Source organism: Lujinxingia vulgaris, from assembly GCF_007997005.1.
In the GTDB taxonomy this organism is placed as follows: domain Bacteria; phylum Myxococcota_A; class Bradymonadia; order Bradymonadales; family Bradymonadaceae; genus Lujinxingia.
In genome coordinates, this window is record NZ_VOSL01000141.1 from 54,586 (window position 1) to 62,974 (window position 8,389).

Annotated in this window: 8 protein-coding genes; 5 read left to right on the forward strand and 3 right to left on the reverse strand. The window is 67.1% G+C overall.

Going from position 1 to position 8,389, the window contains the following annotated elements; translation table 11 throughout:
• Positions 1–74 precede the first annotated feature (74 nt).
• Both FRC96_RS19300 and FRC96_RS19305 read right to left on the reverse strand, forming a co-directional pair.
• Positions 75–548 (reverse strand): hypothetical protein, encoded by a 474-nt coding sequence (locus FRC96_RS19300; RefSeq protein WP_146976972.1) that lies wholly within the window; start codon positions 546–548, stop codon positions 75–77.
• Between the two features lie 109 nt (positions 549–657).
• Complete coding sequence (locus tag FRC96_RS19305) at positions 658–2,058, reverse strand: AMP-binding protein (protein WP_230470471.1); 1,401 nt, start codon at positions 2,056–2,058, stop codon at positions 658–660.
• 160 nt (positions 2,059–2,218) lie between these two features.
• Here FRC96_RS19305 and FRC96_RS19310 point away from each other — a divergent pair, with 160 nt between their 5' ends.
• The 3 genes from FRC96_RS19310 to FRC96_RS19320 all read left to right on the forward strand — a co-directional run bounded on the left by FRC96_RS19310 (position 2,219) and on the right by FRC96_RS19320 (position 4,629).
• Complete coding sequence (locus FRC96_RS19310; RefSeq protein ID WP_146976976.1) at positions 2,219–2,680, forward strand: ATP-dependent zinc protease family protein; 462 nt, start codon at positions 2,219–2,221, stop codon at positions 2,678–2,680.
• Between the two features lie 67 nt (positions 2,681–2,747).
• Positions 2,748–3,653, forward strand: a complete 906-nt coding sequence (rimK, locus tag FRC96_RS19315; protein WP_146976978.1) for a 30S ribosomal protein S6--L-glutamate ligase — start codon at positions 2,748–2,750, stop codon at positions 3,651–3,653.
• Positions 3,634–4,629 (forward strand): succinylglutamate desuccinylase/aspartoacylase family protein, encoded by a 996-nt coding sequence (locus FRC96_RS19320; protein ID WP_230470472.1) that lies wholly within the window; start codon positions 3,634–3,636, stop codon positions 4,627–4,629. The genes rimK and FRC96_RS19320 overlap by 20 nt, the downstream gene beginning before the upstream one ends.
• 20 nt (positions 4,630–4,649) lie before the next feature.
• On the opposite strand, the gene FRC96_RS19325 is transcribed toward FRC96_RS19320, so the two are convergent.
• A complete protein-coding gene (locus FRC96_RS19325) occupies positions 4,650–6,083 on the reverse strand; it encodes an MBL fold metallo-hydrolase (RefSeq protein ID WP_230470473.1) in 1,434 nt (477 codons plus the stop codon).
• Between the two features lie 557 nt (positions 6,084–6,640).
• On the opposite strand from FRC96_RS19325, the gene FRC96_RS19330 reads away from it, so the two are divergent.
• The gene (locus FRC96_RS19330; RefSeq protein ID WP_230470474.1) at positions 6,641–7,708 is read left to right on the forward strand and encodes a DUF2804 domain-containing protein; all 1,068 of its coding nucleotides are present in this window, start codon (positions 6,641–6,643) and stop codon (positions 7,706–7,708) included.
• Between the two features lie 187 nt (positions 7,709–7,895).
• A partial coding sequence (locus FRC96_RS19335) for a PPC domain-containing DNA-binding protein (RefSeq protein ID WP_230470475.1) occupies positions 7,896–8,389 on the forward strand: 494 nt, incomplete at its 3' end.

Sequence of the window (8,389 nt, forward strand, 5' to 3'; positions counted from 1 at the left end):
AGCCCTCAAGGCCGAAACCTGTGGCAAAAGGTCGCGTTAGCGCGTTTTGTGTCGCGCCTATAAAGAGGTGGGGATCAGTTGCAGATCGTGGTGCTGAAGCTGCCGGCGACGTCGCTGGAGGGGCCGACGGCGCTGATCGATCCTTCGATGAGCTGATCGAATTCGGCGTCGAGGCGATCGATGGTGACGCTTCCGGCAGACGCGCTCTCGGTGAAGGTGGTGCCGTCTTCGACGAGGTTGAAGCTGACGTTGCCCGCCGCGCTCAGGGTGCCGGCGCCGGTCACCTGGCCGACGACCACCGTGAGGTAGTTGCCCGGCGGGGTGGAGGTGCAGCTGTAGGAGGCGTCGTCGGAGAAGGTCAAAAAATAGGTGCCGTCGCTGCTGACCTCGGCGGTGGAGCTGATCGCGCTGAAGCTCTCGCCATAGACCGTGCCCGAGATCGAGGTGCCGGGCAAAGCATCGAGGAGCTCGCCGCAGCCGCTAACGACGAGCAGCAGGGCGGTCAGCGCGAGGAGGCGAAGCAACAAGGTCGGGTGTGTGGGTGTCATAGGGATCTTCGACAAAGGGGTCTGCAAAGTCGGCGCGGGCTGCGGCCGCGCGCATCTTAGGGGAGGGGGCTGCTCGGCGCAAACCGGCGCGCGCGGAGGGTGGCGGGCCTCAGGGCTCGGTGAGTGGGGCGTCTGCCGGGGCGGGTTCGATAAAGGCAAAGCCGCTCTCCAGGCGCACCCTCAGCCCGGTGGCAAGCCAGCCCTCGTCGTTGCGCTCGCGGGGGCCGGGCCCACCCCAGTAGCCGTCGAAGAGGGTCTCGCCGCGCAACAACAGCTCGCCGACCTCGCCCTGGCGGGCGTGGGCCTGGCGGGTGGCGATGCCCTCGATGGGGCGGCCGGCGGAGCCCGGGCGAGCGGCTTGCGGATGTTCCAGGTGGGAGACGCCGGCCTCCGGGAGCGCCAGGTAGCCCAGGAGCCGGGTGCCGGCGCGCTCTAAGATCTGGCGCCAGGTGGGGTCGGCCTGGCCCTCGGGCACGTAGATGGCGCGCAGCCTGCCTCCGAGCTCCGATCGGATCGGCGCGTAGAGCAGCCGGTCGGTGGCCTTCTCACCGAGCCCCCCGAGCAGGCGCCCCAGCGGCGCGCGAGATGGCGAGGCGTCGTCCTGGGTCGACCCCGAGATCTGCTTGAGGATTTCAGGGGCGCCCTCCAGGCGCTCCTGCCACCGGGTGGCCAGAGACTCCAGAAAGGCCGGTCCGCACAGAAGGTGCGTGGGCTGAAGCTCGGGCAGCTGCTCGTGAAGCTGGCGCGCCGAGTCGGCCACAGCCAGCTCCTTTCCGGCGTAGAGCGCGCTCATCGTCAGCAAGAATGAGCCTGGCCAGCCGTACGAGAGCAGCGCGCCCAGGCGCACCGGCTCGTCGGCGTCGAGGTTCATCTGGTGGGCGATGCGCTCCAGCATCAGGAGCACCTTCTCGCCAGAGAAGTGCGCGCCGCGCATCGCCTCGGAGGGGGTGGTGTCGTAGAGGATCAGCGAGGGGGCGTCGGCGTTCTGCGAGAACATGCGCTCGGCCAGCTGGTTGAGCCCGCCGCGGCGCAGCTTATCGCGCCCCCGCTCCGAGAGCGCCTCAACGCCCAGGCAGGCCTCAGCGTCGGCCGCACCTTCGGTGAGCACGAACTTCAGATCGGGAGGAAGTTGGCCCCCCGGGCCCCTCAAACGCTGGCGCTCCGCCTCATCTTTGACCACGATCACCGAGCACCCCGCGCGGGCCAGCGCCCTTAAGGTGTCGCGCCGCTCCTGGCCTGGTAAGAGGGGCACCACGCACCCGCCGATGAGCCAGCCGGCCACCATCAGATCGAGCAGCGCCGCGCTGTTGGGCGCCGCAAAGCCGATGCGCTCACCCGGGGTGACCCCCCAGTCCACAAGCCCCATCGCCAGGCGCTGCACCCCGCGTGTCCACTCCCAGTAGGTGGAGCGGTGCAGCGCGCCTGCCGCGTCGCGGCGGGTGAGGGCGGGGGCCTCTTTGGCCTCCTGAAAGCGCTTCCAGAGTTCGGTGGGCAGGTTGCGTTTCGACATCGTATCCCCGGGGCCTGACAGGTCGTTGGCAGTCTTCATGGGCTGGAGCGCGCGCGCTGTGCGCGGCGGCGAAGTCACTTTAGTCGCGTGAGGATGGTTGACAAAGTACGCGCGCGCAACATTCTGGGGCCAGATCCCTGACGTTCACCCCGGCGAGGTTATGACAGAGAAGAAGAGCCCGAAAGCGGCGCGCCCGATCATCGGGTGGCGCGAGTGGGTGGGGCTGCCCGAGCTGGGGCTGGGGCGCATCAAGGCCAAGATCGACACCGGCGCGCGCACCTCGGCGCTGCACGCCGAAAACATCGAGCTCTTTGAGCGCGATGGGGAGCCCTGGGTGCGTTTTGAGGTTCGCCCGCACCAGCGCAGCGCGCGCGACGGGGCGGTGGCCGAGTATCCGCTCTCGGACCGGCGCGTGGTGCGCAGCTCGTCGGGTCATGAGGAGTTTCGCGTGGTGATTCGGCCGGTGGTCGAGGTGTTGGGCCAGCGCTTCCCGATCGATCTGACGCTGACCAACCGCAAAGATATGGGTTTTCGTATGCTGCTCGGGCGTCACGCCGTCCGGGGGCGTTTTCTGGTCGATCCGGCCGCATCTTTTCTGGGGGGAAACACCTCCCCACGCTGACGTTGTTCTCTTCGCCGCCGGTCAGACCTGCGGCGCAACTCTTAAAGGTACTCTGGAGCACCACCCCATGAAGATCGCCATCCTCTCGCGCAAAAGTTCGCTCTACTCCACCCGTCGTCTGCGCGAGGCCGCCATCGAGCGGGGCCATGACGTGCAGATCGTCGATTACCTGCGCTGCTTTATGGACATCACCTCCAAACGCCCCCGGGTGATGCTCGCGGGCGAGGAGATCAAGGATGTGGAGGCGATCGTCCCGCGCATCGGGGCGACGTACACCTTTTACGGGCTCTCGGTGGTGCGCCAGTTTGAGATGATGGGGGTGTTCTCGGCGAACACCTCCCAGGGGATCTCGCGCTCGCGCGACAAACTTCGGGCGATGCAGCTTTTGGCGCGCGCCGGAGTGGGGATGCCTGTGACCGGCTTTTTGCACTCGACCAAAGATGTGGACGGCGTCATCGACACCGTCGGCGGCGCGCCCCTGGTGATCAAGCTGCTGGAGGGCACCCAGGGCATCGGCGTGGTGCTGGCCGAGACGCGCAAGGCCGCGCAGTCGGTGATTGAGGCCTTCCGCGGGCTCGACGCCAACATTTTGCTCCAGGAGTACATCGCCGAGTCGGCCGGGGCCGATATCCGCGCGTTTGTGGTGGGCGATGAGGTGGTCGCGGCGATGAAGCGCCAGGCCCAGCCCGGGGAGTTTCGCTCCAACCTGCACCGCGGCGGCTACGCCACGGTGGCCGAGCTCAGTGATGAGGAGCGCGAATCGGCGATCCTCGCTGCGCAGACAATGGGGCTGAGCGTGGCCGGTGTCGACCTTCTGCGCTCCAGCCGCGGGCCCATGGTCATCGAGGTCAACTCCTCGCCGGGCCTTGAGGGCATTGAGCAGACCACCGGCGTCGATGTCGCCGGTCATATCGTCTCCTTTATTGAGGAGAACGTCTCCCGAGGTGCTGCCCGTGACACGATCCATTTCTGAAGGTGAGCCGGCGATTGTCGCGCCGAAGGTGCGGCGTGCGCTTGTGGTCAACGGGGTGGCGGTGGAGCCCGGCGAGCGCCGCCGGGTGGAGATCCCGGTGGGGGGCCTCCCCACCCAGACGCCGCTGGGCCTGCCGGTGGAGATCGTGCGCGGCGTTGAGCCCGGCCCCCGGGTGTGGGTGAGCGCGGCCCTGCACGGCGATGAGGTCAACGGGGTGGAGATCGTGCGCGCGCTCCTCGACGAGCTCGATCCGAAGAAGATGTGTGGTGCGGTCATCGCGGTGCCCATCGTCAATGTGTTCGGGTTTATCAACCAGTCGCGCTACCTGCCGGACAGGCGCGATCTCAACCGCAGCTTTCCAGGCAGCAAAAAGGGGAGCCTGGCCGGGCGCCTGGCCAGGCTCTTTCTTGATGAGATCGTGGGGCGCTGCACCCACGGCATCGACCTGCACACCGCGGCGGTGGGGCGCTACAACTTCCCACACGTGCGCGGCGACTTGAGCGACGGCCCCACCCGGCAGATCCTGGAGGCGTTTGGCGCCGACGTGATGATGGACGCCGCGCCCCCCCGCGGCTCGTTGCGCCAAACCGCGGCCAAAAAGAAGATCCCCATCGTGCTCTTTGAAGGGGGTGAGGCGCTGCGTTTTGACCGCCCGGTGGTGGAGGTGGGCCTTGCCGGCACCAAGCGCGTGTTGGAGGCCCTGGGGGTCACCACCTTTAAAGACTCCGGCACTCCGGGCGCCCGGCGCGAGAGCTCCCAGACGAGCTGGGTGCGCGCGCGCCGCGCCGGCATCCTGCGCGTCGAGGTGGAGAGCGGGGTCTTTGTGAAGAAGGGCCAGCGCCTGGGCACCGTGGGCGACGCCTTTGATACCAGCGCCGCCCCGCTCAAAGCCCCCTTTGATGGCATCGTGCTCTCGCATGTGACTCACCCCCTGGTGCATCAGGGCGAGGCGATGTTTCATGTGGCCAAACTCTGAGCCGGGGTTGAGGGGCGGTCTCATTCTGCGGCCCGCGCGCCCTTTTGAGGCGTCTCGACAGGCAGATCGGCCTCCTTCCAGGCGCCCATGCTTCCGTCGAAGGCTTTGGCGCGGGTGAAACCGTGGGCGTGCAAAAGGCTTGTGGCCACCGCCGCGCGCGCGCCACTTCCGCAGTAGACGATGAGATCGCGCTTGCGGGGGATGGCATCGAGCTCGGTGGTCAGCCGGGGCAGGGGATGATGCAGCGCGCCGGGGATGTAGCCCTGGCGCCACTCCGAGGCCCCGCGCACATCGAGAAAGATGGCATCTTCGGCCTGCCAGGTCGGGTGCGCTTCGCTCACGTCGACATGCGGCTGGGAGGTGAGCTCGGCCTGAGGCAGCGCGTCAAAGGGCAGGAACCCGACGACGTTGTCCTGGCCGATGCGCAGCAGCGTCTCGGCGGCGCGGTCGGCGTCGGTGCCCGCGCCGGTGATGAGCAGCAGAGGCTTGCGCTCGGGCAGCACCCAGCCCGACCAGGTGGCAAAATGCGAGCCCAGGGGAAGGTGCAGGCTCCCCTTCAAATGCGCGCGCTGGAAGTCGTCGCGGGGGCGAAGATCGAGCACCTCGAAGTCGCCCGAGAGCGCGCGTTGGATCAGGTGGGGGTAGGCGCGGGAGGGTCGGGCGGAGCGGTCGCGCAGCGCAAAGCCGTCGCGGTTCTCCTCCTTCATACGTCGAAAGTAGGTGGGGGACTCGGGCTGCTCGGCGAGGATGTGTTGGATAAACCCCTGCTCGTCGCCCTTTTGTACGAAGGGGACCCACGCGGCGCTCTCAAGCTCAATGGCCAGGGTTGTGTTGGGGAGCGCCCCGATGGACTTTCCGCAGGCCGAGCCCGCTCCGTGCCCCGGCCACAGCGGCACGTCGTGCGGGAAGCGGTCGATGGCGCGTTTGACGCTGGAGTAGAGCGCTTTCGCCGCCTTCTCGCTCATGTTCTCTCCGAGGCCGGTGGCGTCGATCAGATCCGGGCGGCCCAGCGTGCCCACAAAGAGAAAGTCGCCGGTGAGCCCGGCGATCGCCCGCTCCTCATCGTAGAGCAAAAAACTCAGGTGCTCGGGAGTATGCCCCGGGGTGTGCACCGCCTCGATCGCGCAGCGCCCAAGCTCGATGCGCTCGCCGTCACGAAGGGCCTTTGTCTGGAGCGCATCGAGCCCGCTGTACTGCCAGCTCGCATCGCCCTCGGCGCTATGCCAGAAGGTCGCGCCGGTGGCGCGCGCAAGCTCGCGTCCACCGCTTAAAAAGTCGGCGTGAATATGCGTCTCGGCCACGTCGGTGATCCTCAGGCCGTGCTCGCGCGCGAGCTCGAAGTAGGGCTCCAGATCGCGGCGCGGATCGACCACCAGTGCCTTTTGGGTGTCGGGGCAGCCGATCAGAAACGAGGATTGGGCGAGGTCGCTGTCGTAGAGGCGTTCGAAGATCATGGGGCTCCCCTGAAGTTGGACGTCATTTTTTTTTCTGGACGAGCGAGAACCTATGCACAGGTTTACTGCTCGCAAGTACAGCATTCGAGGATCTTCGAGGGGCGGTGACCGGGGCTTCTGGCGAGTGCGGCGATGCTCGATGCCTGCAGACGTGATTCTGGGCGGCGCAAAGGCATCGACTGTGACAACCTGTCACGGTCGGGTGGGGGGGTAAGGCGATGGCATGTCGCAAAGTACCACACCCCACCTGCCTTCGAGCCGATGAACTATGACAACCTGTCACGGTCGGGTGGGGGGTAGGGCGATGCCCTGTCGTAAAACGCCACACCCCACCTGCCTTCGAGGCGATGGACTGTGCCAGTTTGTCGCATTTTAAGGCGTGAGAGGGCATCGCCGATAGGCTGCGGCGGCGCCGGTAACGCGTTGAGGCGTTCGCGGCGATTCGAGCATTCATGCAAGGCGTTGACGCAAGGGGGGCGCGGGGTATCGTTGACGCCTTCGAGGATGAGGGATGGATCGGGATCAGGTTCACGCGGGGCAACTCAGGGAGCATGACCATGGTGGAGACGCGACAGAACGAGCGGCCCGGGAAGGTGCCCAACGCGATCGTGGATCGCCTGGGAGCCGCGCGTATTGGCACCTACTGCGGGGAGTTGCCGGCGGTGCAGCTTCATCGCCTGCGCGGCCCCGAGGCGTTGAAGGGGGCGGCCGCCAGACTGCGGCGCAAACGCTGGCAGTACAGCGCGATCTGCACCGACGCGATCTTTATCGCCCAGGCCGTGGTGCATGTCGGATACGCTGCGCACACCTTCATGTATGCGGTCGATCTGTTGGAGGAGCGCCCGGTGCTGCGCTTCGGCGGGCTGGGCGTGCCGGGGTTGCAGGTGGAGGTCAATGACCGTCCCGGGGTCGGTCTTCAAGCCCACTACCGCCGGCCCGGCGCGGTTCTCTTCACTCGTCGCGAGCCCCGCGGAGCGCCCTACGAGTTGGGCGCGCGGCTTGGGGCGTGGGCTGTGCCGAGCTACGGAAAGACCGATCTTTTTGCCGAACTGCACACCGAGCAGGCCGCCCCGGCGCTCACGGTGATCTCGCCAGTTCCCGATCCGGGCCGCATCAACGTCACCCAGAAGTGGACGGCGCTGCCGGTAGAAGGCCACTTCAAGGTGGGCTCGCGCTCCTATGATCTCGACGGGGGGCTGGGTGCGCTGGACTACACCCAGGGGTATCTGGGGCGCCAGACCGCCTGGCGCTGGGCGATGGGCATGGGGCGGCTGCCCGACGGGCGCCGCCTGGGGCTCAACCTGGTCGAGGGCTTTAACGATACCCACCCCACCGCCAATGAGAACGCGCTCTGGGTAGGGGAGGAGCTCATCGGGCTGGGGCGGGCGCTCTTTCACTTTGAAAAAGATCACCCCGAGCGTGCCTGGGAGGTGCAGACCACCTGCGGGCGCGTGCGGCTTCGTTTTCGCGCGATCTTTGTGCACCGCGAGGTGCGCAACCTGGGGCCGATCCGCAGCTACTTTATTCAGCCCGCCGGCGTCTTTGAGGGGGAGATCAGGGTGGGCGGCACCACCTACCCGGTGCGCCTGGTCGGCGTGACCGAGGATCAGGATATCTGGTGGTGACCCCCCCCTGGAGCACGCGATTCAGGGCGCCCGGGCGGGCGGGAGTGTGGGCCCGGGCTCGGATGTTGTAAGGGGCGGATGAGTGTGGGAGATTGCGCCCGAAGTGGGCGGCGCAGGTCGCCCTTGAGCGGTCGCGGAGGTGGTTGAAAGTCCAGACTTCGCGCCAACTTAGCACCTGAGGATGAACGTGATTTTTCGAGTTTCAACGAGCCAGCAGAAGCTGGTGGGGCGAGTGGATGAGGGCGAGGAGCTGGTGACGGAGCTCACACGGATTTGCCGGAGTAACGGGGTGGCGGCCGCCGATCTTCGCGCCGTCGGGCAATTCTCCGAGATCGAGCTCGCCGCCTTCGATCCGCGCCGCGGCGAGTACGTCAAAGTGGTGGAGGGGGAGGGGTATTTTGAGCTGGTGAGCCTCAACGGCAACGTCTCCACCCTGGGCGACGAGGTGGTGCTGCGCCTGGATGCGGTGTTCAACGCGCTGGGCCCGGCCGGCCCGCAGCTCGTGGCCGGGCAGCTGCGCCGGGCCAAAGCGCTGAGCGCGGAGTTTGTGGTCGAGGTCTTTGGCGATCTGCGCATGAAGCGCCGCCTGGACACCGCAAGCGGCCGCCTGGAACTGGAGACGATCGAGCAGATCGAACGCAAGGCCGAGCGGAGCGAACCGACCGCAGCGGCTCCAAACAC

What these genes read in the sequence shown, in the direction of transcription:
- FRC96_RS19310 (WP_146976976.1), top strand. Translation starts at nt 2,219, where the DNA reads ATGACAGAGAAGAAGAGCCCGAAAGCGGCGCGCCCGATCATCGGGTGG.
- FRC96_RS19325 (WP_230470473.1), bottom strand. Translation starts at nt 6,083, where the DNA reads ATGATCTTCGAACGCCTCTACGACAGCGACCTCGCCCAATCCTCGTTT.
- FRC96_RS19305 (WP_230470471.1), bottom strand. Translation starts at nt 2,058, where the DNA reads ATGTCGAAACGCAACCTGCCCACCGAACTCTGGAAGCGCTTTCAGGAG.
- FRC96_RS19300 (WP_146976972.1), bottom strand. Translation starts at nt 548, where the DNA reads ATGACACCCACACACCCGACCTTGTTGCTTCGCCTCCTCGCGCTGACC.
- rimK (WP_146976978.1), top strand. Translation starts at nt 2,748, where the DNA reads ATGAAGATCGCCATCCTCTCGCGCAAAAGTTCGCTCTACTCCACCCGT.
- FRC96_RS19330 (WP_230470474.1), top strand. Translation starts at nt 6,641, where the DNA reads ATGGTGGAGACGCGACAGAACGAGCGGCCCGGGAAGGTGCCCAACGCG.